The organism is Rubritalea profundi (genome assembly GCF_002954445.1).
Classification (GTDB): Bacteria; Verrucomicrobiota; Verrucomicrobiia; order Verrucomicrobiales; family Akkermansiaceae; genus Rubritalea; species Rubritalea profundi.
Genome location: NZ_MQWA01000001.1, coordinates 481,451 through 505,213, shown reverse-complemented (window position 1 = coordinate 505,213; position 23,763 = coordinate 481,451). Strand labels below are relative to the sequence as shown.

Annotated in this window: 25 protein-coding genes; 8 read left to right on the top strand and 17 right to left on the bottom strand. The window is 47.9% G+C overall.

Translation table 11 applies throughout. From position 1 onward, the window contains the following. Position 1: 1 nt before the first annotated feature. The 4 genes from BSZ32_RS02245 to BSZ32_RS02230 form a co-directional block, all read right to left on the bottom strand. The gene (locus BSZ32_RS02245) at positions 2–787 is read right to left on the bottom strand and encodes a hypothetical protein (RefSeq protein ID WP_105041914.1); all 786 of its coding nucleotides are present in this window, start codon (positions 785–787) and stop codon (positions 2–4) included. Positions 788–804: 17 nt separating this feature from the next. Beyond that, positions 805–1,632, bottom strand: coding sequence for a helix-hairpin-helix domain-containing protein (locus BSZ32_RS02240; RefSeq protein WP_165788585.1), 828 nt, complete (start codon positions 1,630–1,632; stop codon positions 805–807). Positions 1,633–2,286: 654 nt separating this feature from the next. Further along, a complete protein-coding gene (locus BSZ32_RS02235; protein ID WP_105041912.1) occupies positions 2,287–2,970 on the bottom strand; it encodes a vWA domain-containing protein in 684 nt (227 codons plus the stop codon). Between the two features lie 182 nt (positions 2,971–3,152). Continuing rightward, entirely contained in the window at positions 3,153–3,521 is a 369-nt protein-coding gene (locus BSZ32_RS02230) for a hypothetical protein (RefSeq protein WP_105041911.1), read from the bottom strand. A gap of 139 nt (positions 3,522–3,660) precedes the next feature. Here BSZ32_RS02230 and BSZ32_RS02225 point away from each other — a divergent pair, with 139 nt between their 5' ends. Continuing rightward, entirely contained in the window at positions 3,661–4,092 is a 432-nt protein-coding gene (locus tag BSZ32_RS02225; RefSeq protein WP_129589544.1) for a hypothetical protein, read from the top strand. Here BSZ32_RS02225 and BSZ32_RS02220 read toward each other — a convergent pair. Both BSZ32_RS02220 and BSZ32_RS02215 read right to left on the bottom strand, forming a co-directional pair. Beyond that, positions 4,089–4,295: a helix-turn-helix domain-containing protein gene (locus BSZ32_RS02220; RefSeq protein WP_165788584.1), complete on the bottom strand. Its 207-nt coding sequence runs from the start codon at positions 4,293–4,295 to the stop codon at positions 4,089–4,091. The genes BSZ32_RS02225 and BSZ32_RS02220 overlap by 4 nt on opposite strands. A 101-nt stretch (positions 4,296–4,396) precedes the next feature. Further along, on the bottom strand, positions 4,397–4,966 hold the full coding sequence (locus BSZ32_RS02215) for a BRO-N domain-containing protein (RefSeq protein WP_105041908.1): 570 nt from the start codon (positions 4,964–4,966) through the stop codon (positions 4,397–4,399). Between the two features lie 1,423 nt (positions 4,967–6,389). On the opposite strand from BSZ32_RS02215, the gene BSZ32_RS02210 reads away from it, so the two are divergent. Then, complete coding sequence (locus tag BSZ32_RS02210) at positions 6,390–6,884, top strand: hypothetical protein (RefSeq protein ID WP_105041907.1); 495 nt, start codon at positions 6,390–6,392, stop codon at positions 6,882–6,884. Between the two features lie 253 nt (positions 6,885–7,137). On the opposite strand, the gene BSZ32_RS02205 is transcribed toward BSZ32_RS02210, so the two are convergent. From BSZ32_RS02205 to BSZ32_RS02195, 3 genes are all read right to left on the bottom strand, one after another. Continuing rightward, positions 7,138–7,530: a hypothetical protein gene (locus BSZ32_RS02205; RefSeq protein WP_129589543.1), complete on the bottom strand. Its 393-nt coding sequence runs from the start codon at positions 7,528–7,530 to the stop codon at positions 7,138–7,140. Between the two features lie 177 nt (positions 7,531–7,707). After that, positions 7,708–8,073 (bottom strand): hypothetical protein, encoded by a 366-nt coding sequence (locus tag BSZ32_RS02200; RefSeq protein WP_105041905.1) that lies wholly within the window; start codon positions 8,071–8,073, stop codon positions 7,708–7,710. Beyond that, positions 8,070–9,017 (bottom strand): metallophosphoesterase, encoded by a 948-nt coding sequence (locus tag BSZ32_RS02195; protein ID WP_105041904.1) that lies wholly within the window; start codon positions 9,015–9,017, stop codon positions 8,070–8,072. The genes BSZ32_RS02200 and BSZ32_RS02195 overlap by 4 nt, the downstream gene beginning before the upstream one ends. Positions 9,018–9,088: 71 nt before the next feature. Between BSZ32_RS02195 and BSZ32_RS02190 the strand changes: the two genes are divergently transcribed. The 3 genes from BSZ32_RS02190 (at position 9,089) to BSZ32_RS20495 (ending at position 11,650) form a co-directional block, all read left to right on the top strand. Continuing rightward, positions 9,089–9,958: a LysR family transcriptional regulator gene (locus tag BSZ32_RS02190; protein ID WP_105041903.1), complete on the top strand. Its 870-nt coding sequence runs from the start codon at positions 9,089–9,091 to the stop codon at positions 9,956–9,958. A gap of 92 nt (positions 9,959–10,050) precedes the next feature. Next, positions 10,051–10,812, top strand: coding sequence for a DUF2726 domain-containing protein (locus BSZ32_RS02185; protein ID WP_105041902.1), 762 nt, complete (start codon positions 10,051–10,053; stop codon positions 10,810–10,812). 190 nt (positions 10,813–11,002) lie between these two features. Further along, positions 11,003–11,650, top strand: coding sequence for a nuclease-related domain-containing protein (locus BSZ32_RS20495; protein WP_105041901.1), 648 nt, complete (start codon positions 11,003–11,005; stop codon positions 11,648–11,650). 719 nt (positions 11,651–12,369) lie between these two features. Here the strand turns inward: BSZ32_RS20495 and BSZ32_RS02170 are convergent. Both BSZ32_RS02170 and BSZ32_RS20490 read right to left on the bottom strand, forming a co-directional pair. After that, complete coding sequence (locus BSZ32_RS02170) at positions 12,370–12,651, bottom strand: hypothetical protein (protein WP_129589542.1); 282 nt, start codon at positions 12,649–12,651, stop codon at positions 12,370–12,372. 205 nt (positions 12,652–12,856) lie between these two features. Next, positions 12,857–12,937, bottom strand: a complete 81-nt coding sequence (locus BSZ32_RS20490; RefSeq protein ID WP_240610688.1) for a hypothetical protein — start codon at positions 12,935–12,937, stop codon at positions 12,857–12,859. Between the two features lie 413 nt (positions 12,938–13,350). Here BSZ32_RS20490 and BSZ32_RS02160 point away from each other — a divergent pair, with 413 nt between their 5' ends. The 3 genes from BSZ32_RS02160 to BSZ32_RS02150 are packed head-to-tail and all read left to right on the top strand — an operon-like array spanning position 13,351 to position 19,255. Continuing rightward, positions 13,351–14,874, top strand: coding sequence for an efflux transporter outer membrane subunit (locus tag BSZ32_RS02160; RefSeq protein WP_129589541.1), 1,524 nt, complete (start codon positions 13,351–13,353; stop codon positions 14,872–14,874). 2 nt (positions 14,875–14,876) lie between these two features. After that, positions 14,877–16,046 carry an efflux RND transporter periplasmic adaptor subunit gene (locus BSZ32_RS02155; RefSeq protein WP_105041897.1) on the top strand — a complete coding sequence of 390 codons (1,170 nt, stop codon included), beginning with the start codon at positions 14,877–14,879 and terminating at the stop codon, positions 16,044–16,046. Next, a complete protein-coding gene (locus BSZ32_RS02150) occupies positions 16,046–19,255 on the top strand; it encodes an efflux RND transporter permease subunit (RefSeq protein ID WP_105041896.1) in 3,210 nt (1,069 codons plus the stop codon). Before BSZ32_RS02155 ends, BSZ32_RS02150 begins: the two co-directional genes overlap by 1 nt. On the opposite strand, the gene BSZ32_RS02145 is transcribed toward BSZ32_RS02150, so the two are convergent. The 6 genes from BSZ32_RS02145 to BSZ32_RS02120 all read right to left on the bottom strand — a co-directional run bounded on the left by BSZ32_RS02145 (position 19,242) and on the right by BSZ32_RS02120 (position 23,716). Further along, positions 19,242–20,009, bottom strand: coding sequence for a metallophosphoesterase (locus BSZ32_RS02145; RefSeq protein WP_105041895.1), 768 nt, complete (start codon positions 20,007–20,009; stop codon positions 19,242–19,244). The genes BSZ32_RS02150 and BSZ32_RS02145 overlap by 14 nt on opposite strands. A 23-nt stretch (positions 20,010–20,032) precedes the next feature. After that, on the bottom strand, positions 20,033–20,989 hold the full coding sequence (gene tal, locus BSZ32_RS02140; protein WP_105041894.1) for a transaldolase: 957 nt from the start codon (positions 20,987–20,989) through the stop codon (positions 20,033–20,035). Positions 20,990–21,112: 123 nt separating this feature from the next. Then, positions 21,113–22,132 carry a phosphate acyltransferase PlsX gene (gene plsX, locus BSZ32_RS02135; protein WP_105041893.1) on the bottom strand — a complete coding sequence of 340 codons (1,020 nt, stop codon included), beginning with the start codon at positions 22,130–22,132 and terminating at the stop codon, positions 21,113–21,115. Between the two features lie 115 nt (positions 22,133–22,247). Next, a complete protein-coding gene (rpmF, locus tag BSZ32_RS02130; RefSeq protein ID WP_105041892.1) occupies positions 22,248–22,430 on the bottom strand; it encodes a 50S ribosomal protein L32 in 183 nt (60 codons plus the stop codon). Between the two features lie 23 nt (positions 22,431–22,453). Further along, the gene (locus tag BSZ32_RS02125) at positions 22,454–22,948 is read right to left on the bottom strand and encodes a YceD family protein (RefSeq protein ID WP_105041891.1); all 495 of its coding nucleotides are present in this window, start codon (positions 22,946–22,948) and stop codon (positions 22,454–22,456) included. Between the two features lie 228 nt (positions 22,949–23,176). After that, entirely contained in the window at positions 23,177–23,716 is a 540-nt protein-coding gene (locus BSZ32_RS02120) for a hypothetical protein (RefSeq protein ID WP_105041890.1), read from the bottom strand. Positions 23,717–23,763 lie beyond the last annotated feature (47 nt).

The following is a 23,763-nucleotide window of genomic DNA, read 5'->3' as shown; positions in this document are numbered from 1 at the left end:
GTTAAGCTTTTGGATTTACTTGAATTTCTCCAAGAGCAATGGAGGGTATGAAGAAAATGAGGAGGGCGGCCAGTAAGCCAATAAGTCCCGTGCAGCCCATTCTGAGGGATTCGATTTCAGGTCCGACGATCTTTCTAAAGGCTTCGAGGGAATGGTTTGCTTGGATAGTTGCCGCTGTGCGAGTCCAGTCGTTGTTTGCTAGGACGATTGCTGGATACTCGCTGTCAGGCAGGCCTACAGCTTCGATTGTGGATGCAGCCGCGACTTCAGGAAGCATTGGTGAGAATGGGACACCCCAGATGAATGGGGCTTTTTTCCGGAGGACTGCTGAGGCTTCACTCGCTGATGCTGAAGCAAGGTGGCTGGCATCTGTTTTTTCGTTGAGTCGGAGCTCTTCGCCGCCTTCGTCAGGGTGGGTTAGTCCTTTCTGATCACTATTGGCAGAGATGATCTCCCAAGCGTCGACAAATACGTCTCGGTTGAATTTTCCGGAGGATGTGACAGAGCGTACGAGTTGGGCTCTTTCATTCTCTAGCCATTGATCAAATTTTTGGACATTGGCGAGGTTGAGGGTGGCGTACCCAGCAAGAATGGAAGCTACGGCTACGAGGGTGACGCGCATACCCGAATCAGTGAGACTCCAGCTTTTATTCCATAGTTTGCCCCAAACCATGCCAAATCCAAAGAAAAAGACGAGGGTGATGAGTATAGCCCAAATCCAAGCTGCAGTGGTTCCGGCCGAGGTGGAGTAGGTGAAACCAAATTGTAGTTTTTCTAGTAGGTTCATGTGAATGTATGTTAGAGCTAGAGGGTTATATAGGGTTTGAGTTTTTCGAGAGTTTTAGGACCGATGCCGCGTACTTTGGTGATGTCGGTGACCAGTTTAAATGGACGACCTTCGATGATCGCATTCGCGGTAGTTTCCCCAATGCCTGGGAGTTGCATCAGTTCGTCTCTTGAAGACGTGTTGATACTGATGCTTTCGGTAATGACTTTATTAGAGTCGAGAGCCATGGATACTAAGCGATCTTCCTCCCGTTGACTTTCTCTCGCAGAGATGAAGTCGTCCCAGTCAGTGTGAGCCCATATGCCTCTCTCTTTTTTAGCCGCGAGCATTTCTAAGTCTTTTAGCGAGGCCTGATAAGTCTTCGCATCGCGGTTGTCCCACGTCTTTCTGTAAACACCGAAGGCTCTGGCTAAGCCTTTCTCGACAAGGACACTTGCTAAGTCTCGGCCGTCACTGAGCTTGATGAATGCATAGTAGCGTTTGTAGCGACGGTCTCCTCGGGCGTCAGCAAAGCCAGTGTAGACAGTGAAGGGCTGCGCTAAGAGTTGTTTTCTAAGTATGGTTGCCTCATCACCGAGCTGCTTAGAAAGTTTGATAGAAGCTTGGGATGAACCATCGGCTTTGGTAATACCAAAATACCTCCTCTGAGCTCTCAGGCGGCGAGCGTCAGTTGTGTTAGTTACAGTGGACTCCAAGGTGTCAGCTCCATAGAGGCGGACAGTAAATTTTTCCTTGTTAGGAGTCTCTACAGGGAAACTGTCTCCGTCTGACCAGTCAGCATCAATAGCTCTGCAGCCTTCGATCATTTTGAGGTCTGCGCCATATGCATTGACGGATAAAGACACGAAAAAAATAAGCAGTAGTATTCTGCAAATTGTAAAATTCGTAATTTTACTGATTAGTCTACGAGGTGTCGGGGTGGTCATCTAGGGAGGGCGTGCAACTTAAGTCACATGGAGCTGGGAGTGAAATCTATGAAGAGGTGCTTGTGAATGACAATAATCATCTTAGCAGATGAGATAACAGGGCTTGAAATACGTTACGAGCTGAAAGTTAGAAAATGTTAATAATCAAAAGGGATAGAGTACACTTGTTGATAAAAATTTGGGCGCGAGTGATCTGCGTGAGCATGTCGGTTAGATGGATCATCCCACCGACACGTGTGCTTACCTTATCGAGTTCAGTCCGAGTCATGATTCAACGTTAGAATGTAGGGAGGGACAAATACAGGTGGATGTCGGCGGTGTGGAGGAAAGTAAACATAGGGAGGAGGCGTAAGCTAAGTAAGCAAACGAATGGAGTGGTGTAGCAATTAGTCAATGGCTCTAGCAAGGGGAAAGTCGGTGGCCAGTTTTGACTGTGTTAGAGGTGTCTTAAGTTGTGTGAGTTAGGGTTTTATTTTAAACGTTGTTTGAGTGGGGGAGGTGTTGCTCAAGGCATCGGGATAACTGAGGGGATGCAAGCCCGATGACTTGAGCGGGTTGGGAGAGTCTTTCGCCTTAGGCGTCTGCTTGCTTCTTAGTTTCTTCTGCGACAATTTCGGAGAGGTCGACGTCGGCGTCTTTGGCGAGTTCATCATCATTCCAAACTTCGCTGCACCGGATACGTGACGCTTTGACTTTGCGGGAGATACTTTGAGTGCTGGAGTGCATTCCTGTTTGGCTGAAAAGGACCTGGGCGGCATTGTTTTTGTCGATACCGTAGTGCGCCGCCGTGGCGATGGCGTCTTCGTTGGCTGCTAGGAACAGAAACTGCCAGTTGTATTGTTTGGTCTGATGTTTGATCATCTCGCGAATCCGAGTGGCGGAGTAATCGGTCGAGGCGTTCTCGTAGCCATCGGTGTAGATGGCGATGGTGACAGATCCTGGACGGTCCTTTTCCGGGGCGCAGGATAGCTTTGCCCCGATGGATTCGATGGTGCGCCCAATGGCATCTAGCAAGGCAGTTGTACCACGCGGAACGTAGCTCAGTGTGTCGAGCTTTTGGACTTCCTTGAGCGGAGCACGATTGGCGTGCAGGATGTATTCGTTATCGAACAGGACGAGAGTGAGACGAGCCTCGCCAGGCGCATCGAGCTGATCGTCGAGGAAGGAGTTGAATCCTGTGATAGCCGCATCGGTGAGTGACTGCATGGAGCCAGAGCGGTCGAGAATAAATGCAATTTCAGTTAGTTCGTTATTCATGGGTATTCTTTCTAGTTAGGGATTAAGCATGGTCGACACGACCAAGGGGTAACCTACTGGAAAGAATATAGAGGGTGGGGTGGGACATTTATGGGGGTAGGGTGGAGGAATTATGAATTATGAATTATGAATTATGAATTGGGGTGCTTACGCCTGGGGATATGGGAGTGAGGAGTCTGATGTTAGTGAATGTTCCCTGTGTACTCTTCCAGTTTGATAAGGGCGTAGCGTCTGTCGGCGCATTTGATGAAGGGGAAGGTGTAGCCTTCGCCAGCCTGGACCTCAGCGCAGTAGCCGTAGACAAGGTTGAGAGTGTCGTAGGCTGCGAGTGCAGGGTCCGTGTCCTCGTCGATATACAGATAATAGCCGGCAGGGGGATCTCCCGGGCCATCAGCGAAGAAGTCGTAGAGTGAGTCAGGGCCTTTAGTACGCTCAGCTAAGGATCGTACCAGCGGGCAATGCAGAGCACGAGTGATCTGCGTGAGCATGTCGACAAGGTGGATCATGCCACCGACACCTGCGCTTACTTTATCGAGTTCTGAGCGAGTCATGTTCCCACGCTAAAGGGAGGGTGGGACATTTATGGGGGTATTATCGAAACTATCCAGGAACTCTTAAAGTTGGTCGTTCATAACCTATGGTTATGACTTGGATGTTGCCATACTGTAAACATTCCCTATTGATTGATTTATGCCTTCTCACTTAGCTCAACAATTCAAGCACTACAGGATGAACGTCAAGAAACTCTCAATGCGCGCAGTCGCGACCGCAGCCGACTGTAATGTAGCGACCGTATTCAAGGTCGAGCATGACAAGCCAGTGTCGTATGAGACGTTTGAGCGCATTCTGATAGAGGGTTTAGGGTATGGCGTTAAGACTAAAGTGTACAAGGAGCTCCAGGCTCTCTGGATAGAGATGCGGGGGAGTGGCAATACATTTAACCTGGAGCTGAGTGAGGAGTTGGCGAATGTGGCCGTGAATAAACGCATGGAGGAGCTGATGAAGAAGGTGGCCCCACTGCTTCAGAATATCCCCTTCGAGATGGAAGAGGATTTTCTAAAAGCATTGGCCAACAAGAAGATCATTAAGCTGATTCCTGGATTAGTGAAGCTGGGTGATTAATCATCTACCATGTAGCCGACTTGGCGAGCGAGTTCACGCATCGCTAGGCCGGACTCTACCGAGATTTCTGCCCTACCATTTTCCCGGAAGGATAGAGTTTTACGGTTGAACCCGAGCATCTTGGCGACTTCCTTTTGTGTGCCTACTAACTTGCGATAGTATCGGTAGTCGTTGATGTCGGAGGCTTCGTTTAGATCATTCATTCGTTGGCTGGTTTTCCTAAAATCCATTATCTAGAGGTCTCCATTGTTTATGGTTAACTTTGATTTCATAATTTATTGAGAAGGTCTAGTGATATAGGTATTTATAGAGTTGGTGTCGCGTCGAAATCAAATTCATCAGTTGTAGTGGTTTCTGAGTCGTAACGTGCTTTAGGTAAGAGGTTAGGTGTGGTTTTGTTCGATCGATCTATGTTGACGCAACCCTTGCCAGATTCTTTGAAGATGTTGCTGACACATGCCGATGCTTTATCGGGGGAGACTCCGCGGCTGATCCACTTATCCAGCGTTTTGGTTAATTGGTTATCGAGTTCTTCAAATGTTGGGGAGCTGACTACGTAGGAGCCAGTCTTTCGGATTGAGGGGATGACTTCATCAGTAACCCATCGGCGGAATCTCTTTGCTGCTGGTTTCCTGGATTTGAACATGAGGTGGTAAAGACCGGACTCTGTGACGTAGGTCATTTCTTGGGAGCCACCAAGGGTGTCAGCTATCGTGACACCCTTTTCATTATCGTCTAATCTAGCGAGTGCTTGGCGGCTGTTCTTAATCTCCAGGACATCGCAGACATCCTTCGCTACGAACATTGGCTCCATTGCTGTTCCTAGAACACGGACCTTGTGGCCTTCAAATTTTGCAGTTAATTCAGTATTCATTATAGTGTTTGTTGTGCGTTATTCAAGTGAGTTGGCATGTTGCTTTTTTGTTGCTTGAGCTCATAACGCTCTAAGCTATTGGTTTTTCCTTTGGTTTGTTCCTAAATAGTCAACATGGGAAAAAATTACCTGCCGTAACCCGAATCGTCAAACACTTTAGAGTAAATATCTACTGCATCTAAATAATATGTGGTTCGAATAGATCGACGAACATGAGTTCTGAGTACGTTAGAGTCGTACCGAAACATAAGATCGCGTTATACAGAGGGAGGTGTAGAACTGTGAGAAATCTAACTGGGATTGTTAGGTTTAACTAAAAGGATAAGAAGCAAACCCCATTATAATGGTAATGCAAAATCCTTTTACCATGTGAATTTTGGGTAAGCAATGATAAAAAATAAATCAGGTCGATACTCATCTACTTTATATAGATAAAGGAATTTGGAAGCTCCGAACTCTAACTACTTCCTAAACAACAACAGTACCCCGCATCGGTACGGAACAATACATAGACGCTCCACGTAGACTGAGCCTTTAAGGGCTCATTACGCAGTGGCTATATGTATTTTTTCATACCAACTGAATGCTCTCAAGCTTAAAATTTAAAATGAACAATTTGCGTCGTAACTAGCCTAAATAGAGTGACTAGTAGAGTTGTTTTCGAGTTACATTTCTAATTTTTTGTTAAAATCGCTCCATGGGTGACACCTAACTAACTAACCCACTGTGGTTTGACTCCATTAATGTCCGTTTTTCTTAGCTATGGATCGCTTCAGCCCCTTCGTTTTTATCTCGTAGGTCCAGCCATGCATATTGTTGAATGTGCTCATGAGGGTAGCTCACGCGAGAACCCACTCTTCAGCCCGTAAGTGTTGTGCACATTGCTGGGCACGAGTTTGATGAAGGCACTGGCCAATGAGTTCATCCGAGCTGAGTTGCAAAAGTCGCATTTGAACCTATGACGACCGAGGTTGAGAAAAAAGGAGCCTAATCAGAATAGCACACGGCATCCAACTCGATGCTGCTCGGCTTTATCTAGCCTACCGAGAGGTGACTCCAGTCCCGCGACAAGAGCAGGTGAACGTCAACTTGGACATGAATGATCTCAATCCTGCTGAACTGATCGATAAGTTGTCAGAATCTCCGGCCATGCGTGAAAAGCTCCGTGAGATGTTGAGCGATGCTGACAAGAAAGCTGCGATCGATGTGTAGCGTGGAACACTAAAAGCACGTATTGCTTGTTGAGACTGACGAATAAGGACAATTTTCGAGGGTGTGAAAACTCCGTGGAACGTATGTGAATGCGTCTTATTGAGACCGGTAACTTAATACAACAGGTCTAATGCGGCGTGTTTTGGCCTGTTTTTTTTGTACATAAATTATGTTTGTTGACAGCATGTTGTCATGTCGCTAAATAGTAAACATGCCCAAGAAGCCAGATAACAAATTACTAGAAGTCTTTGAAAATTTCCCTAAACGTTCAACATACAGGCAAACGCTTCGTTGGATTATAGGGGGCTCGCTCTCAACTAATCAATCATCACTCACAGCTAAAATGGTATACAGTCAGGCTCGTGCTGCTCATGTCATAATAAAGATGGAAGATAATAGTTCAGAATTTGAACTTAACCCGGATTTCTACAAGGAAGGTAAGCCTCAATATTCCAGGTCCTACAAGTCCACGCTATCAACTACGGATGAACGTAGGTCAGAACTTCATGCTAAGTTCTCTAGTATGCAGCCAGGTTCGTTTGTCGAAGTTTTATCCTTCATTTCCGGAGCCGAGATTGTAGATGGAAAGATCCCACTAGCTGACTACAGGAGCGCATCGTTGTTGTGGCAGAGAGCTGATCGTAACAAGGTGATCATACAGGATATTGATAATCAGTGGAGGTACAACGGTCGGATGTTCACGTGACGCCGGGACCTCCACTAGGTGCATTTGCAGTCGCTTGAAATCAACTAGCGATGCAGAATGTCACGGGGCTGCTTATGCAGCCCCGTTTCATTGAGTCACGGCTTCAAGCTCCTTTGCCTGGACAGGCCTAACACTGTTCACAAATATAATATTCGCAGACTGCTATTATAGAGTCTTATCGCGTGACTTCTTTTTTAATACATTTCAAGGAGGGATGCTGCGGGGTTTTTGTCGGTTTTGACAAGAGGGGGGACTATATATCGAGAGCTGCCTTAGTTTTCGCTTCGGCGAGCATTTCTTCTAGTTTGCGAATCATAGCCGGAGACTCAGACAGCTTCTCGACTAACTCCGCCGGGTTCAGGTCATTCATATCCATGTTGTAGTTCACCTGCTCTTGGCGTTGGACCGGGGTGCCAAGGGTGTAGCTCATCACGAGTGTCAGAGCCCGCTCTCTTGTTCTGTAATCTGGCCGAGTGTTTCCGCCCTTGGTGACAATGTCAGCATGGAGCATATCCTGGAGGATTTCAGAAATTTGATTAGCTGAAACAGCGTCACGCATAACCTGAATGAGGTCTGTGCCATGAGAGGCCTTATTCCATTCCTTTTTTGTGATACCTGTAGGGGATGTGTTAGAAGTCGTTGACATGATTTTTGTAGTTACTTTATGAGCCATTTTTGGCATTTTTCACGCACGCGCGCGCAAGATCCTGTGATTTTAACTACAATTGATCGAATTGAGCAACATTCCCTAAGGTGACTTACTTCCTGCTCAGAGCTATATGCGATGATGTAGTGGGGGAGGAAGTGGAGTAGTTTCTTTAATTCACCTCAAAAGTTGAGGGTATGTGCTGAGAGCGTAGTTGCTAACGAGATGGTGCATTGCGTGAGCATGGAGACGTCTTCGGTTGCGAGGATTATCATTGAGTGCTGCCGGCATTTCCCAAATACGTTTGAGGTTCCGAACAGAGGCTATCTCATGGAGCTCTCCGAAACTGAGTTCCTCGAGAACATCAGAGGCGATGTCATGGAGCCTTCGGACAAATCGATTTCTCTCTAGCTGCGGCAGCCCGTACTGATAGACGATACCTAGTTCGGTGTGGAAGTTGTCGGTTTTTTGATAATAGATGGGGTCAAGATCATGTGTTCTCTCTGTGATTTTTTCAAAGAGTTGGTCTATTATTTCGTTCATACTGCGAGGTATTTTTCGGGGGTTAGTTTTGCTTCTCCATCCCAACGGTAGGCGACCATTGGTCCTCCTTTGGCGACGCTGTAGTCGAGGCAGGCTAGGTTAGTGAGCTCTGGCTCGAGCGGGCAGTCCTCGGGCTTGAAGTAGTGACCAAAGAACACAGGTGGTTCAGCTTGAGCATAGCCAGGGATGAGAGCCGCAGTTTCATCTGGAACTAGTTCCGCTGGAATATCGAAGTTGCCGGCTGGGAAGACTAGATCGCACGCCAACTTTCCTTTTGGGGCTTGGTCGAACCAACGCGCACGGAATTTGTCACGCCACTCACCAGTGTGGTCTTTATATTTGTGCTCACCAGGCATTGGGATTTCATATCCTTTTAGGACATTTTCTATCCACCCGTACTCCTTGGTGCCTTTTGTGGCAGCGAGTTTAAGGAAGCCGTCATCATGGAGCGTTTTGCCTGCAAGCTCTGCTATTGCCTCTTCGTGCCAGTAGGCGTGCACCAGGCGAAACCCGTCCAATTCAAGGTAGAAGGGGAGGGTCTTGAACCAGTCGATCCAGCCTTTCCATTCTTGGCCATCGAAGCCGTCTTTAAATGCCTCAAGTGTGATTTTCAGACCTTTGTCTTTATTGGGGAGATGAGGACGAAGGTAGCCACCGTTCCCATCTGGTGTGGCGTGGGCAACAGCATTGAACTCGTGGTTACCCATTACCGCCACAGCTTCTTTTTTATCTACCATAGTTTTAACTATTTCTAGTACGGCAGGAACGTCGTGGGGGATGTCGCCTTTGGGGTCAATGAAGTCACCTAAGAAGGCAACTTTGCGCCCGAGAGGATGACGGTAACACCCATCGACCAGCTTGTAGTCTAGAACGGTTAGTATGAGGAGTAGTTTGTCATGACACCCGTGGATGTCGCCGATTATGTCGTATTTTTGCTTTTCCATTACGTTACTAATGTAACATGAGATAGTTACTTTTGTATCGCTTAAATTACATTATATGTAACTTTATAGCCATGTTTGAAGCGCTCTTCTCGAAGCAAGGATTGTCAATGGATCGATTAAGGAATTTTCTGCTCGTCGTAGAGAAGGGAAGTATAGCTGAAGCGGCTGATAGAGAGCCGTCCCGGCAGAGTCTTATGAGTCGTCAAATTCGAGAGCTTGAAGCGTTCTTCGAAGTCGAACTCACCCGGCGTAAGGGGAAAACGATTGAGGTGACTGATGAAGGTAAAGAGTTAGCAATAGTCGCAAGGCGCTGCTTCAGTCAACTAGAAGACTACAAGCTAAGGAAGTCTGGAGAGAGGCCGGTGTTGAGAGTGGGAGCAGGGTTCAGCACAATGCAATGGGTGATTACTCCTCACACGGTGGGACTAGCTAATTTGTTGAGTGCTGAGCTAGAAATGGTCCAAATGAGGAGTCGCGCTGCTGAAGGGTTACTCAGGACTGGTGAGATTGATCTTGCTGTGGTCCGGAATGATGCAATCTCAGGGAGTAAGGATAAATTGATGATCCTGCCTATCGGGGGATGTGGGTATTCTTTATTTGGAGCAACAAATACAAAGCTCCCGCTGGCTGTTCCGACGGGAGGCGGTCAATTCGCTCAAACAGTGATTGAGGCAGTAGGGGATCAATACCCAGATCGGATCCATTGTGAGTCTCTACTGCAGATGGCGAGCTTGGTCGCGTCTGACCAGGCGTGCTCAATTCTACCTGACATTGCCGAGGCTGGATACAAACGAATGGATTGGGTCACGAAACAGCCATTTCCGGAAATAAAGCATTATCGACGTGAGTGGGTTCTAGCGGCCAATAAAAGACAAATGGAAGCACGTGGAATAACGAAGCAAATGTTAGTTCAGTGCGCAAGTTTGATGAAGGTCCTTTAATAGATGCGGAGAGGCATTAAGAACTTAGGCTTGCCAGCCTAAAGGGTGGGGCTAACTTCTAACATCACTCTATGTAGAGAGTTCTCCATATCATGTCCACTTCACCACCAACTGGCTGCCTCGGCATGCTGTTAGCCCCCTTTTTCAAGAAGACCACACCTCCTACCTATGAACTCAGCAAGGATCGATTACCCTATGGCAAACGAGATGATTTTCTTTCGGCTGCTGAGATCTCGTTTTTCCATGTGCTGCAAACAATCCTGACCGATGAGCATTACCTGCTTACCAAGGTCAATCTGGGAGATCTGTTTTTTGTGCGACGGCCCCATGAGAATAAAGGAGCCAGAGGAAGGATCAGCCAGAAGCATGTAGACTTCGTAATCTGTGACACTAGCACAATGGAGCCAGTGCTCGCCGTAGAGCTGGATGATAGATCTCATGAGAGAGAGGACAGGAAGCAGCGTGATGAGCTTGTGGATAGAGTCTTCGCAGCCGCAGGGCTACCTATCCTCCACATCCCAGCCGCCAAGGGGTATGTGACTCATGACATTCAGGCTCAGTTGAGTGAACATATTCATTTTCCCTCGCCACCTCACGAAGGAAATGGCCCAAGCTCAAATCCTTCCACCCAGAGGATAGAACAGACGCTAATGCAAAATGAAACCGCAGCGACCAAGGATGAGCCGCCTCTCATGCCAATCTCCGATGTGGGCAAAGATGATGACTCCACCCCCGTATGCCCTAAGTGTCACTCTGAGATGATCAGTCGCACCGCAACCAAGGGTAAACATGCTGGCAATACATTCTGGGGGTGCATCAACTACCCCAAGTGCCGCCATACCGTAGATATCTAAACAACCTAACCCCAAAGATAGCTTCTCATCGGAGCGATAGCGGGGCATGAGAGTTATCGGTTGTTGAAAAAAATTCGCTGCATCCGACAGCTAACCGTACTCGGAACGCAGAGGTCACTCACGAAACACCATTTTAGATTTTCGATTGTTGCCTAGGCTGCGGTTGTTCTTTAAGTTAGACTAAATTCACATGGCTTATCTGATACTGGCACTAATAATTCTAATTCCTCTAATCATCTTTGGGACTGGATTTTATTATGGGAATCGCAGAAAGTCTTGGCATGAAAACCAAGGAGAGGGTGCAGTAAGACAGTTACTGACAGAATACTGCGAAGCTTCAACATCACACTTTCTCAACAATGTCACCTTAGATTATAAGGACGGCACAACCCAAATAGACCATATACTCATAACAGAAAACGGCATCCTAGTAATCGAAACTAAGCATTACACTGGCTGGCTATTTGCTCACGAAAGACAACCTCAATGGACCCAGGTTATATACAAACTTAAGTATAAATTTCTTAATCCAATTCTCCAGAACCAAAAGCATCTAAAAGCTGTACGGCACCTGTTGGACTTTCTTCCATCAGATGAAATCCAAGGCTTAGTTGTATTTTCAGGTGACGCACAGTTCAAGACTGAGATTCCAAGGAATGTCATACACATTGAAGATCTTAGCTCTTATGTAGATGATTTTAGATGTGGATCACTGTCTTTAAACAGAGTTCAGTTTTGTGTTGGTAGATTAGAGTGCAAAAGGCTCGAGCTGACCTCTCAGACTGACGTGGAGCATCAAGCATATTTGGAGCGTAAGTTTGGTGAAACTCACGATTAGTACACCATCTAAACTCCATGAAATCGTACAGGTCTAATTCCAGAGATAGCTTCTTATCGGAGCGATAGCGGAGCATGAGAGTTATAGGTTGTTGAAAAAAATTCGCTGCATCCGACAGCTAACCGGCTCGGAGTAGTGGTTATTACTAGCGTGATAGCGTAACTAAAGATTCGAATCCTGTATGGCCGGACAAGGTAGAAGAATTGCACAGCAGTGGGACCTTGTTTTGTATTACGAGTATGGATTGAAGATAAACTGCGCGTTGTACCTATAAACTAACTACTACCTCAGAAAGATTTTCTTAAGTTTGTTCTTAAGTTGGCTGTATCGCTTGTATATGGGTTAAAAATAAAAGCAGGGGACTCATAATCCCTTGGCCGAGAGTTCGATTCTCTCCACCCCTACCAATTTAAAAGCCAGTAACTGTAATAGGTTACTGGCTTTTCTTGTTTGATGAGGAGTGTGTTGAAAATGCGAAAAGTTGCCGAAATACCTTTGATATACAGCCAAATGCAACCAGAAACGGTACTATAGTGGCATTTAGTACCCAGTCGGAAATAGCCAATTTTGGCTAAACAGTTTGTTTTAGAAACAGCATTTGACTGGTATATGAATTTTTTCCGTGATTTCGTTAAATATCCATCATTCTGAGTAGTGTTAGGTGGTCTATGCTTCTTACATGGGCGCAGGTCTCCCACTGTATTAGATTTTTGATCGGGTTAAGTCGCCCGTTTCCTCTTCGCCTTTCCCCGGACTTCGGCTTGTAACTCGTTGCCGATTTTGTGCTGGTTGTAGGCCAATACTCCTGAGCCGACATAACACTTGTATCTAGGGTAGCCTTTGTCTGGACAACTGTCCCGCCCGTGGTGTTCGAGGCAGTTGATGTCGCATTCCATCGCACTGTGGGCGAGCCGAAGTTGTTTCCATTTTTTGTTAGCCTGTTCGGTAACTTCTACCTTACTCAACTTCCCCTTCTTGGGCATGACAACGAGAGGTATCACATTTTCCCCATCTCCTTGTTAGCCTTGCTGCTAAAACCTTTGTCGGAGGAGATGTTTCGATGTTTTCAAACCCTGTCGAGCTAGAGAGGCGTTCGAGCAGCGGCACTTTACGAGCACAGAGATATACAGTCTCCGAGATTTAAGGAAAGAAGCATACCGATGTTGACTCGGATTTTCTGAGGTGATTATTTAGAGTCTTTAATCTCTACAGTAGGGCTCCCCATTGTTTGATAATGGCGGCTCTATAAATTTTCTCTAGCAGCACGACTAAGGCTATTTCGTGCATCAGAGTGAGAGCTGATAGACAGAGGTTGAAATCTGCGTCATCACGCAGTTATTGAGTGTGACTATCACTGGCACCGATAAGCGCAATCTATGAGACAGTAAGCCTGCGAACGTTATCAACAGGTAGGTGAAGGTCCTACTGTAATCCTTAACCTATTCGATTAGAAAGAGATGGTGACGGCTGGTGGGTCATACCCGTATCTCTAATCAACAGTCCGGAACGACGATGAACTGGAAAAATGTTTGAAATCCGTTGCTGATTTTGAGGATTTATGGATGTGTTCCTTTGGGGGAGATTTTTCTGCACATAGCTGTGAACTTAGCCTAGCGATTTAGGCTGTTCACGAAGGATGTCTAGCATGACTGTTTTTAGAGTTGCAGGATCTTGGTGCCAAGTTAGGTTTCGAGCACACAATGATGAGAAGCTGTGTTGTTCAAATGGTTAAGATCATAAAGACTTGTTACGTCGCTTCAGTTGGCTCTCCAACCATCATTCAATGGTGTGCTTTTTTGAACAAACGTTTTTGTAGATCTCTGAAGCTGATTAGCTTGGTGTCACTGAGTGTTTTTCTAGTTGGCTGCGCGACGAAGCCTCCTGAGTCTCAGATGCTCAAGGTAGAGCAAATGGCACCTGATAGTTGGACTGCTAGCCAGGAAGGGAAATCTGGTGTGGACAGGGAGTGGGTGCAGAGCTTTGGTGATTCTAGTTTGAATAAATTAGTGGCCGAGGCGGTCGCCCGAAATCCAGATATGCGCGCGGCTGCAGAGCGTGTGGTGCAGGCGCAGAAGGCGGCCTATGTTGCTGGGGCAGCGGCTCGCCCAGCATTGGCTGCTGAATTTAAGGGAGACAGGAGTAAGAGGCAATTTGTTGGGATGCCCTTTGGTGGTTCATCTGTGGAGAATGGAAGTTACGCGGATCTTCGGGTGAATTGGGAAATTGATCTCTGGGGCCGAATCCGTATGGGCCAAATGGCTGCCATTTCTGACGCTCAGGCAGCGGAGCTCGATGCGAAGGCGGCTGAGGCTGCGCTTGCTGCCGAGGTTTGTAAGGCTTGGTTTTCTTTAGGTGAGGCAAATGAACAACTCACTTTAGCGAAGCGTGTGGCTCAGATTCGCGATGATTCTGTTGAGACGATAGGTGAGAGATTTGCACAAAATTTGGGTAATGATGGTGGATCAGCGAGTCAGTTCCGATTGGCTCAAACTGATCAAGCCACTTCCAAGGCTGTGATCTCGCAGAGGGAGAGTGAAGTGAGAATGGCTCAACGACGTTTGGAGTTGCTCTGTGGTCGATATCCTGCAGGGAAAATGAAGGGGAGTTCGTCCCTCACTAAGATGCCAGCGCGCCCTCCTAGCGGGGTGCCATCCGCTCTTTTGCAGAGAAGGCCGGATGTGATTGCCGCGGAGCGTCGGTATGTCGCATCGGTAGCAAGGCTAAAAGAGGCGAAGCGTGCGATATTCCCAATTTTAAGTCTTACGGGATCGGGCGGCACAGCCAGTGATGCGCTTGAGCAAATCGTGAATAATAATTTTAGTGCTTGGTCGATTGGAGCCACAATCACCCAAAACCTTTTGACAGGTGGGCTAGTTAAGGGGGAGCAGGCAATTCGGACTTCAAAGGAGCGTGAAGAGTTAGCTAATTTAGAGGGCGTTGTTTTGGGGGCTTTCGGAGAGGTTGAAAACGCCCTAATGTTAGAAGGCTGGCTTAAGCGTCGCGTCCAAGATATGGGAAAGGCTTCAGCACTGGCAAATGAAGCAGCGAAGGCTGCCAGTGATGACTATTTAGAAGGTACAGGAGATATATTGACCTTGTTGACGGGCCAGAGCCGAGCTGTCGAGTTAGGCTCACAGTTGTTAGTTTTACGTAGGATCCAGTTAGAGAATAGGGTGGATTTGCATCTGGCCCTTGGTGGAGAATTTAGATTAGAAGGAAAATAGCCATGATTGAGCAGCAGAAAGTAACGAGACCATTGGTGAAGCTAATCGCAGTAATCTTAGTGTTAGGCGTGGGGGTGGCGGTGATGGGCTTCTTTATGGGGAATCCTGTGGAGGCGACAAAGCAGGATAAGGAAGTTTTCGAGCCACGGGTGGAGTTTTTCGATCTTGTGGCTGATGAGTATAAGGTGGAGCTGAGTGCTCAAGGCCAAGTGGTGCCAGTTACGCAAACAACAATAATAAGTGAGGTGGCGGGGGCTATCGAGTTTATTTCTCCCAAATTGAAGACAGGTGGGCAATTTGGAAAAGGTGAGAGTATGCTGAAGGTGAGTTTTGCTGATTACCAAGCCCAGTTGGCTCAGGCAAAATCGAGTGTGGCTGATGCCGAATTTCAGATTATTCAAGAGCAAGCGCGAGCGGTGCAAGCGATGCGCGACTGGAAAAAAATGGGCCGTGGCGGTGAGCCAGGAAAGTTGGTGACGCGTGAACCACAACTCAAGAGTGCGAGAGCAAAGCTCGCAGCTGCCCAAGCAAATACGGTGCAGGCTCAACGTGAGTTAATCAAAACTGAAATCAAGGCGCCCTATGATTGCATGGTGGGTTCAGCTTCGGTTGATACTGGCAGTTATTTATCGAGAGGTGGAAGGGTGGCTGAAGTGTACACTGCGGGTAAGATGCAGGTGCGTTTGCCCTTAAGTTTAGAAGATGTGAGTTATTTGCCGAAGACGCTAGTGGGTGCGAATGTTATTGTTAGAGCTGAGGTGGGTCGAGAGCCTAAGGTGTGGACTGGCTCGATCGTACGTAGTGAAGGAAAAATCGATAGGGCAACTCACACGATGATGATAGTGGTAGAAATCAATGAAGCCGATGGAGATGGAAGGTTTAAAGTTCCACCGGCCGGGCTGTTTGTGAAGGGGATATTTGAAGGTGAAATTTTTGAAAGAGCGGTGAAGGTACCGCGAGAAGCTCTACGGAGCGGCGATGTTGTTTGGGTGCTTGATTCCACTGACAAGTTGGTGGTCAGAAAGGTGCACGTGGAGCGAAGCGAGCGCGATTATGTAGTCGTTACCGATGGGCTCAATGATGGTGAGAGGGTGATCACAAGTCCGATAGAGCTCCCAGTGAATGGGATGAAGGTGGAGCCGGTGAGCAAGCAGACTAACCAATTGAACTGATGGGTGGAATGATCAAATGGTTTAGCCGCAATCACGTGGCCGGTAACTTTCTGATGCTGGTGGTGTTGGTGGCCGGAATTTCAACTTGGTTTAAGTTGAAGAAGGAGGTTTTCCCCGAGACTAGCTTGGATGCTGTCACCATCTCTGTTCCGTTTCCAAATGCTACACCAGAAGAAGTGGAGGATGGTATTTTGTTGCCACTGGAGGATGCCATTGCCGATGTGGATGGGATCAAGCGTTACACCTCGACTGCGACTGAGGGACGCGGTGGTCTTACAGTGGAGGTTGAGACTGGCTATGATGTGCGCAATGTGATGGACGATGTGAAAAGTCGTGTCGATGCTATAAGCAATTTTCCCGAGGAGGCGGAAAAGCCGATCGTTGAAGAATTACTGTTGTCCTATCAGGTGATGAGCGTGGCGGTGAGCGCAGATGTCGATGAAAAGACTCTGCGAGAAATTGCTCAGACAGTCCTTGATGGATTGCTTAATTATCAGGCTGGAGAGCCTGATGATATTTTTGAGCGGTTAGATCAAACCTTCAGAGGTAAGCCGAAAATCACGAAAGCGTCATTGGCTAATGTGCGACCGTATGAGATTTCAATAGAGGTTCCAGACGAGGTGCTGCGTCGCCATGGTCTAAGCCTTTCCGGGATAGCGGATGCCCTACGAGATGCCTCAATCGACCTGCCAGCTGGTAGTGTGCGGGAGCGTGGTGGTGAAGTCGTTGTTAGAGTAATGGGCAAGGTCTCCAACGCTGAGGATTTTAAAGAGATAGTCATCGTCAATAATAGTACCGGCGAACAGCTCAAGTTGGGTGAAATCGCCACTGTGATTGACGGCTTTGAGGATGTAGATCTAAAGGCCCGATTTGATGGGCGCAATGCAGCTTTGGTAAATGTATTCCGTACCGGTGAGCAGGATACGATGCTTTTGGCAAAAGGGGTGCGCGACTATATTGAGAATGTCGCGCCGTCCGAGTTGCCACCAGGTGTGAGCTTGGAGTTGTGGAATGATCAGAGTAAAATGCTGGGTGGTCGCTTGTCCTTGTTAGGCCGCAATGGTGGCTGGGGGCTACTGCTAGTTTTCATAGTGTTGGCTCTCTTCCTGAGGCCTTCGTTGGCGGCCTTGGTGGCGATAGGTATTCCCGTTTCATTTGCTGGTGGAATTTGGCTGATGCCTGAACTCGGTGTGAGTGTGAATATGATCTCACTCTTTGCCTTTATATTAGTGTTAGGTATTGTGGTGGATGACGCCATTGTGGTCGGCGAGAATGTGTATAGTCGCATTCGTAGTGGAGAAGATCCACGAGAAGCTTCTTGGAAGGGTACCCACGAGGTGGGAGTGGTGGTGACATTCGGGGTGCTAACGACTATGGCCGCTTTCACGCCGATGCTTGGGCTGAGTGGTGTCAGTGGAAAAATTTGGCCGAACATACCAATGGTGGTTATCCCGGTATTGTTCTTTTCGTTGATCCAGTCGAAGTTTGTTCTGCCAGCGCATTTGGCGATGCTGAAGTCGCGGGATGCCAATAAGAGCCATGGACCGATCACTCGGCTCCAGCACTGGATTGCCGATGGTCTAGAATGGTTTATAGAGCGTTGCTATCGTCCAGCTCTACGCGTGGTGCTGCACTCACGTTGGGTGGTGTGGTCCTGCTTCGTAGCGGTGTTGTTAGTTACTGTGGGGATGGTGGGGAGTGGCCGTGTGCCGTTCGAGTTCATGCCTAAAGTCGAGGGCGATGTGATCTCCGCGAAGTTGATCATGCCTGTGGGAGTGAACTTTGAGACTACTGACGATGCGATTGAAAGAATAGAAGCTGCGGCTCGAAAAGTGGGTGAAGAGTTTAAAGGCTACGATGGAAAAAGTGTGATTTCTCACTATCTAGCAAGTGCTGGGACGCAGCCTTTCCAGTCAGGATTTACTCCTAACAGCGACTCGGTAAATAGCCATTTGGGAGAAATTACGCTGGAGCTCATTCCTGCATCTGAGCGCGAGTGGAATGGCGGTGAAGTGATCTCAGCTTGGCGTAAAGAGATTGGGCGAATTCCAGGAGTTGTAGAGCTTTCCTTTAAGCAAGAAACCAATAGTGGCGGCAATGCGATAGACATTGAAATCACTGGTAAAAATCTCGCCGAGCTCAAACAAGCGTCTGACTATATCACCGATGGACTGGCGAATATGAGTGGGGTCACCGATATCAGTACTAACTGGCGGATGGGTAAGGCTGAGATGGTTTATCATCGTGATGACCTAACGGATTCTGGAAAGGCTCTGGGGTTTACCGTCGCCAATGTCTCACAGCAGCTACGTTCTTCGTTTTTTGGGGATGAAGTGCAGAGGATTCAGCGGGGCCGTGATGAGGTCAAGGTGATGGTGCGCTATCCTGAGCATGAACGCAAATCGCTGGAAACTCTCGAAGAAATTCGTCTGATTTCTCCCGCTGGAGATGAAGTGCCGATCAAGCAGGTGATCGCTGGTGAGCCCTACCGTGGCTTGTCCTCGATCAACCGAGTCGACGGTCAACGATCGCTGACGATTGCTGCAGATATTGATAAGACTTCTGGAGCTAATGCCAATACCGTGGTTGCGACTTTCAATGAAAGTGTCCTCGGGTCGCTGCAAGCGAAATTCCCTGGAGTAACCTGGGGGTACCGAGGCGAGCAAGAGGATCAGAATACCAGTATCAAGGAGATGGGGCAAAAATTCATCTTTGCAATTTTGATGATCTACATCTTGTTGGCAATACCGCTCAAGAGCTACAGCCAGCCCTTGATCGTGATGTCAGTCATTCCGTTTGGAATAGTGGGGGCTGTCGGCGGTCACGTGCTGCTAGGAATGGAACTGAGCATCATGTCTCTGTGCGGGATTGTGGCGCTTTCAGGAGTGGTTGTGAATGACTCACTCGTGTTGGTGGAATACACCAACCGTCATCGAAAAGATGATGGTGGGGTGATGGACGCTGTATGGAATGCTGGAGCGCGCCGCTTTAGGCCTATCTTGCTGACCTCTTTGACTACTTTTGCCGGTTTGATGCCAATGCTTACCGAGACAGATATGCAGGCGAAGTTCCTAATTCCAATGGCCGTGTCCTTAGGCTTTGGTATTCTCTTTGCCACGGCGATCACACTCATCCTAGTACCGAGCGTTTACTTGATGCTCGAGGATATGAAGAAATTTGGCTCGTGGGTACTCTTTAAGAAAAAGTAGCCGATTCGCCTAAACTAGGAAGCTGGGGTAAGACGCTGCGTTTGGCGTACTGCCAGGCTTCGAGTTCGGCACAGCATCGATAGCGGATGGGGCCATTATTGCTCTCTAGGCTGACGTGGTAGTGGCCAAAGGCGGTAGTGCTCGTTTGGCTGGCTTGGACTATCTGTGAGAGTAGTTCGCGCTCAGCTTTGACTTCGGCGGCGAGTGTCGGGTCTACATCAGCGTAATGGTCGAAAGTTTCCTTGTCGCGCTCGAGCGATGGCATGGCTTCACTCGCTCCAGCGTGGGTGATCAAGATGTCAGCTCTGCCATAGGCCTCGACCATGAGCTCTACTTGTTTTGGTGCCGCAGTTGAGACTCCTTCATTCTTCCACCAAGTTTGGCCTTCCACGCGATCTGGGTGACTGCGGTCTAGTGAGGTGCCTCCACCGACCATCATGACGTGGATGTTGTCTACCTTCATGCGGTGGATATCTGCAGGAATGCGGACGCTCTGGAGTGCTGCATTCCACTCTGAGCGACGGCGAAGCCAAATGTCTGGGTCGTCGTGGTTGCCTCGAATAAGCCAGACTTTCTGGCCGCGTAACGATGCTACAGTATCGACTTCGACTAGGCATTCAGGTGATTGAGAGTCACTGAATCCTAATCCAATGTCTCCAACACAGACCATTTGAGCTCCGATTGGGAGTTCAGAGAGAACTTGAGCTAGTTCGGGGAATTTCCCGTGAATGTCGCCGATACAGTAGAAAGCCATTGTTTTATGCCCAAATAGGTCGCCTAGATGCGAGCTGAGATCAAGTCTTCTAGTTTAACAATGTCAGCGGAGAATTGGCGGATGCCTTCTGCTGTTTTTTCTGTAGCCATAGCGTCTTCGTTGAGCATGAAGCGGAAGCCCTTTTCATCGAGAGAGATTCTTTCGATTTGGTTAGCATCTGCGTTTGCTTTGCTGAGTTTGAGCTCAACCTCACCAGTTGTGTCTTGGAGTTGCTGGAGGAGGCCGGGACTAATTGTGAGTAAATCACAACCGGAGAGTTCGATGATTTGGCTAACATTTCGGAACGAGGCACCCATGATCTCAGTTTTGTAGCCAAACTGTTTGTAGTAATGGAAGATCTGAGTGACAGAGATCACTCCAGGGTCTTCAGCCCCAGTGTAGTCGATGCCATTTTTTGCCTTGTACCAATCGTAAATGCGGCCAACGAAAGGTGAGATGAGTTGGACGTTTGCCTCGGCGCAGGCAACGGCTTGCGCCATTGAGAATAGCAGAGTGAGATTGCAACGAATGCCTTCTTTCTCGAGCTCTTCAGCAGCCTTGATGCCTTCCCAAGTAGAAGCGATTTTGATCAAGATGCGCTCTCGGCTGATACCTGCTGCTTCGTAGCTTGCTATGAGTTGTTTTGCTTTGGCTACAGTGCTAGCGGTGTCGAAGGAGAGGCGGGCATCAACTTCTGTTGAGACGCGACCTGGAACTACTTTAAGGATTTCTAAGCCAAAGAGAATGAGGAGTCGATCGATGATGGATTCCGTGAGTGCAGGACCCTTGAGTGGTGAGTCCGTGTGCTCCTTGATCGCCTGATCAAGAATGTATTGGTACTCGTCCTGCTGACTAGCCTTGAGGATGAGTGAAGGGTTTGTGGTGGCATCTTGAGGTTGGTATTCATTGATGGACTGGAAATCACCAGTGTCGGCAACGATGGTGGTATAGCCTTTGAGGCTGCTTAGTTTATTTGACATAGTTTTTAGATGTTAGTGGCTAAATTGGGCCGCGTATATTACAATGCGAGTCATTATTCCTTATGAAAACTCCAAGTGAACAGGTAGTTCACTTAGTTTTAGTGAAAAGGATCTTGAAGAGGTTTACTCGCTTAATGCTGCGAGAGCTTCTTCGATGTGTGGGTTGACGCTTTGTTCCACAGTTTCCATGGCCACTCGAATCGCGTTCTGCATAGCGAGTGCTGAGGAGCCGCCATGAGCGATGATACAGACTCCGTTCACTCCTAAGAGTGGGCTGCCGCCATAGGATTCATAGGATGAACGTTGTTTTACAGCCTTGAAAACCCCACGTGACATTGCCGCTCCGAGGACTCGGAATGGGTTACGCTTGAATTCGAGTTTGAGCCATTTGGACATGGCTTTAGCTGTAGCTTCGCATGACTTTAGAATGATGTTTCCTGTGAAGCCATCGCAGAGCGCGACATCGAGTTTGGTTTCAAACAGATCATGACCTTCAACGTTTCCTTTGAAAGTGAATGGGCATTTGCCGCTTGCTTCTAATTCTTTGAGTAGAGCAAAGGTTTCTTTTGTCAGACTGTTACCTTTTTCGTTTTCTTCGCCATTGCACATAAGACCTACAACGGGGCTTTTTACGCCCATCACGTGCTTAGAATAAATGGCTCCCATAAAAGCGTAGGCGACGAGGTGTTTGGCTGTGGCTTCAGGATTGGCTCCAGCATCGAGCAGGTTGCAGACGCCGTGTTCGTTGGGCATTGGAGATGCTATGCCGGCTCGCTCGACTCCTTTGAGAGTTCTGAGCTTTAGGGTGGCAGTCGCGACAGCTGCACCGGTGTTTCCGGCACTCACGACAGCATCGGCTTCACCTTGTTTCACTAGTTCTGTAGCGACGGCTATAGAGGACTTTTTCTTTGAACGGAGCGTTTTAGCTCCGGACTCATGCATTTCAACAACGTCAGGTGCATGGATAATCTCGACTCGTGTGTCCTTGAATTGATGTTTAGCGCATTCAGCCTTGAGGGTTTCCTCGTCACCGACGAGAAATATTTTTTCAATCTTTGGATAGAGTGCGAGGGCGTCTTTAGCGCCGATAATGTTGACGAGCGGGGCTTTATCTCCGCCCATGGCATCCAATGCAATCTTCATGACTATTCTGTATGTATTAGTTTGGTTTGGACACGAAAAAAACGTGCGGTAAATGATACTACAGCACGTTTTTGAAAAGTTTCAGGTGGTCGTGCGATTATTGCACGAGGCCTAATTAAAGAGAGTCAACTTCGAGAACCTGACGGCCACCGTAGTTGCCACATGATGGGCAAGCGATGTGACCAGGAACGCGGCTACCACACTCGGAGCAGGTCTGGAGTTTAGGCGCATGCCAACGGTTCGCGCCGCGGCGCATTCTTTGCTTACTTTTGGATGTTCTACGCTTTGGTACTGCCATAATCTTAGGTCTCTATTGGACGGTTAGTCTTTAAATTTTTTGAAATCATCGAGTGCGGCCCATTGGTCGTCACTGTTACTCTCGGGCGCTTCGTCTACACCATCATCGGGGTCTTTGTCTACTGCTAAATATTGTTCTTCTATTTCACAGACGTGCGGCTCGTCGGCTTCATCGCATCTTGGGTAGCTAGGGAAGTTCATCAAAACCTCTTCCCGTAAGGCTTCAGTGAGGTCTACGTTGCCTTCTTCAATCTCAAACGATTGACCAAATTCGTCTAAAGAAATTGTTTGGATAAACTCTTGGTTATCTCGGTTGCATCTAAATTTAAATGCGCTGGAAATGAATCCACGGACTAGAAGTTCGTCTTCAAATCGCTGGGCATGGAGTTCATAGTGGAGTGGTCCGACGGGTTGGGCGTCGTGTTTTGGCAGGTTGTAAATTGCGGGATCAATCTGGCCCTCGAAGGATTTCCCTTCCTCGGGTAGATGGATGAGTTCAATGACTAATGATGACTTCATGAGAAACTATTGGATGTGGATCGAGCGATTTTCAACCAAATTTCCTTAAGAATAGGAGAATTGTGCTCACTGCTTGATGACTTTGTATCTCTGGATGTATGCAGTGTACCCTGTATCAGGGGTGTAGCTATAGGGTTCTTCGTGAAGAATTCTCAATACGTACTCTCTTCCGCGCCCAAGGGGCTTTTCTGAAATGAGGTAAATGAGTTCAGCTTCAAATTCTTTTGGTTAAACGGTCTTTTTACCCACGACGATGGTTTTTCTGCCTCCGAGTGTGGTAGTGATTTGTTGGGTTACATCAATGGTGATTGGGGAGACAACTTTGCACAGGTAGCCATCAGCATGTTTTTTAACAACTTTGACTTTGGTCACTTGTGAGAGTTCTTGCTCCTGTTGCTCGACAATGCGCGAGATCATCGCTCGTTGGCGTTTTCTGGCTGCGATATCATGGGCTATCTGGGCGGATTTCTGAGCGACTGAGCGCTCGCTGTTGCGTTTTTCCCGGTAGGTTATTGCTGAGTCGTTGTAGCTAATGCCAAGTTCCTGCTGGAGAGCAGTTGGAAGATCTTCGACCTTGAGTCGGCAACCGCCGTCTTTGTGCATGATGGTGATGCTGTCGGGCTCGACTTGGAGGACTTTGACCTCTGAGAATTGTTGGCCAGAATGGGTCTTCAGTAGAGGATATATTTTGCCGCCCTCAGCTTGGATTTTAGCGCCAATGAGTAGGGAGCTAAATATGAGGGACTGAAGCAGTGGGTGGCGAAACATCACAAAGACTTATAAAGTGGAGCTGTGGTGATGGCAATACCCCAGTT

Excerpts from the sequence above, each read along its gene's own strand:
- BSZ32_RS02245 (WP_105041914.1), bottom strand. The coding sequence starts at position 787 with ATGAACCTACTAGAAAAACTACAATTTGGTTTCACCTACTCCACCTCG.
- BSZ32_RS02235 (WP_105041912.1), bottom strand. The coding sequence starts at position 2,970 with ATGAATAACGAACTAACTGAAATTGCATTTATTCTCGACCGCTCTGGC.
- BSZ32_RS02230 (WP_105041911.1), bottom strand. The coding sequence starts at position 3,521 with ATGACTCGCTCAGAACTCGATAAAGTAAGCGCAGGTGTCGGTGGCATG.
- BSZ32_RS02225 (WP_129589544.1), top strand. The coding sequence starts at position 3,661 with ATGCCTTCTCACTTAGCTCAACAATTCAAGCACTACAGGATGAACGTC.
- BSZ32_RS02220 (WP_165788584.1), bottom strand. The coding sequence starts at position 4,295 with ATGAATGATCTAAACGAAGCCTCCGACATCAACGACTACCGATACTAT.
- BSZ32_RS02215 (WP_105041908.1), bottom strand. The coding sequence starts at position 4,966 with ATGAATACTGAATTAACTGCAAAATTTGAAGGCCACAAGGTCCGTGTT.
- BSZ32_RS02210 (WP_105041907.1), top strand. The coding sequence starts at position 6,390 with ATGCCCAAGAAGCCAGATAACAAATTACTAGAAGTCTTTGAAAATTTC.
- BSZ32_RS02205 (WP_129589543.1), bottom strand. The coding sequence starts at position 7,530 with ATGTCAACGACTTCTAACACATCCCCTACAGGTATCACAAAAAAGGAA.
- BSZ32_RS02200 (WP_105041905.1), bottom strand. The coding sequence starts at position 8,073 with ATGAACGAAATAATAGACCAACTCTTTGAAAAAATCACAGAGAGAACA.
- BSZ32_RS02195 (WP_105041904.1), bottom strand. The coding sequence starts at position 9,017 with ATGGAAAAGCAAAAATACGACATAATCGGCGACATCCACGGGTGTCAT.
- BSZ32_RS02190 (WP_105041903.1), top strand. The coding sequence starts at position 9,089 with ATGTTTGAAGCGCTCTTCTCGAAGCAAGGATTGTCAATGGATCGATTA.
- BSZ32_RS02185 (WP_105041902.1), top strand. The coding sequence starts at position 10,051 with ATGTCCACTTCACCACCAACTGGCTGCCTCGGCATGCTGTTAGCCCCC.
- BSZ32_RS20495 (WP_105041901.1), top strand. The coding sequence starts at position 11,003 with ATGGCTTATCTGATACTGGCACTAATAATTCTAATTCCTCTAATCATC.
- BSZ32_RS20490 (WP_240610688.1), bottom strand. The coding sequence starts at position 12,937 with ATGCACGAAATAGCCTTAGTCGTGCTGCTAGAGAAAATTTATAGAGCC.
- BSZ32_RS02160 (WP_129589541.1), top strand. The coding sequence starts at position 13,351 with ATGATGAGAAGCTGTGTTGTTCAAATGGTTAAGATCATAAAGACTTGT.
- BSZ32_RS02155 (WP_105041897.1), top strand. The coding sequence starts at position 14,877 with ATGATTGAGCAGCAGAAAGTAACGAGACCATTGGTGAAGCTAATCGCA.
- BSZ32_RS02150 (WP_105041896.1), top strand. The coding sequence starts at position 16,046 with ATGGGTGGAATGATCAAATGGTTTAGCCGCAATCACGTGGCCGGTAAC.
- BSZ32_RS02145 (WP_105041895.1), bottom strand. The coding sequence starts at position 20,009 with ATGGCTTTCTACTGTATCGGCGACATTCACGGGAAATTCCCCGAACTA.
- tal (WP_105041894.1), bottom strand. The coding sequence starts at position 20,989 with ATGTCAAATAAACTAAGCAGCCTCAAAGGCTATACCACCATCGTTGCC.
- plsX (WP_105041893.1), bottom strand. The coding sequence starts at position 22,132 with ATGAAGATTGCATTGGATGCCATGGGCGGAGATAAAGCCCCGCTCGTC.
- rpmF (WP_105041892.1), bottom strand. The coding sequence starts at position 22,430 with ATGGCAGTACCAAAGCGTAGAACATCCAAAAGTAAGCAAAGAATGCGC.
- BSZ32_RS02125 (WP_105041891.1), bottom strand. The coding sequence starts at position 22,948 with ATGAAGTCATCATTAGTCATTGAACTCATCCATCTACCCGAGGAAGGG.
- BSZ32_RS02120 (WP_105041890.1), bottom strand. The coding sequence starts at position 23,716 with ATGTTTCGCCACCCACTGCTTCAGTCCCTCATATTTAGCTCCCTACTC.